The following is a 1,121-nucleotide window of genomic DNA, read 5'->3' on the forward strand; positions in this document are numbered from 1 at the left end:
GGAGTCCAGGGTATCCACCCCGGAGTCCACCTTACAAGCCACTGTTATTGCGTGGTTATTTCCGGTTCAGGGGTGGACTCCACGCGGGGTGGACTCCCAAAAAAACGGCCCTGTCGCTGGCGAAATTGCGCGCTTCGCCCGCCAGCATACGTTTCGGCCCGGAAAGGAACCGTAAAACAATGACTTGGTGGCCTGGACCCCGGCTGGACCCTGCGCCGGACCCCGGGAAGCCAGCGGCGGCGGGCCGTCCCGCGCACGCCTCTCCCGAGTATATCCCGTTTGTAGCCCTCGGCCGGGGATCGGTGAACCCCCACCGATGTCTCTCCGAAAATTCCCTCACAGGATGATTTTTCTTGACAGCCGATCGGCGTTCTCGACCACGAAGCGCCGCGATCGCCTGGACGACGGCACGCGCCCGTTGAGCCGCCATGTGATCAGCGCCACGCCGTACTGCCAGTGCCGGTTGGCCGCCGGACGGCTCAGCCCGACCTCCCAGCCGATCTTCTTCCACGGCTGGCGGTTGGCGCGCAGCCAGACGATGCGGGCGTCGTCGCGCTCGAGCCAGCGCAGCCAGAGCATCGCCGCCTCGGCTTCGGTGATCTGCCGCGGGCTCGGGCGCGGTCGCTTCATCTCGGGCTCCTGGCCCACCTGATCTGCGAAGCCGTGGAAATACTCCGGCCACGCGTTGAAATACCCGGTGGGCTTCACGGCGGGCAGTTGTGCGAACACGTCGGCGGCGCTCTCGACCCGGTCCTGCACCCGTGCCATGGTCCATTCAGTCATGCCGCACCTCCCGGTCCCGCTGCCCGTAGAGCCGCTCGCCCAGCTGCCGGACGAGCTCGCGTTCGGGCCAGGTCAGGCGGTCGTCGTCAACGGAGACGGCCAGCACACCCTGTTCCTGCCAGCCGTCGCGCTTGACCTGCTGGGGGTCGCGGCGCCGCCCGCCATAGCCTTTCGGCGTGAACCGCATGCCGGTCATGCCACACCTCCCTGCGTCTCGATGGCCCAGAGCAGAATGGCGATGGCGTCGGCCTCGTTGTCGTCGGCCGGGCTGAACCCACGGGCGCGGGCCGCGTCGATCATTGCCTGCTTGTTGGCGTTGCCGCGACCGGTGGCATATT

General features: G+C 67.3%; 2 protein-coding genes. Both read right to left on the bottom strand.

Annotation, left to right across the window (positions count from 1 at the left end; all coding sequences use genetic code 11):
• Positions 1-336: 336 nt before the first annotated feature.
• Positions 337-783, bottom strand: coding sequence for a DUF6362 family protein (locus ROA7023_RS23555; protein ID WP_050664392.1), 447 nt, complete (start codon positions 781-783; stop codon positions 337-339).
• Positions 776-979: a hypothetical protein gene (locus tag ROA7023_RS23560; RefSeq protein ID WP_438829815.1), complete on the bottom strand. Its 204-nt coding sequence runs from the start codon at positions 977-979 to the stop codon at positions 776-778. The genes ROA7023_RS23555 and ROA7023_RS23560 overlap by 8 nt, the downstream gene beginning before the upstream one ends.
• Between the last annotated feature and the right edge of the window lie 142 nt (positions 980-1,121).

The sequence above is a fragment of the Roseisalinus antarcticus genome (assembly GCF_900172355.1).
GTDB lineage: Bacteria > Pseudomonadota > Alphaproteobacteria > Rhodobacterales > Rhodobacteraceae > Oceanicola > Oceanicola antarcticus_A.

Excerpts from the sequence above, each read along its gene's own strand:
- ROA7023_RS23555 (WP_050664392.1), bottom strand. The coding sequence starts at position 783 with ATGACTGAATGGACCATGGCACGGGTGCAGGACCGGGTCGAGAGCGCC.
- ROA7023_RS23560 (WP_438829815.1), bottom strand. The coding sequence starts at position 979 with ATGACCGGCATGCGGTTCACGCCGAAAGGCTATGGCGGGCGGCGCCGC.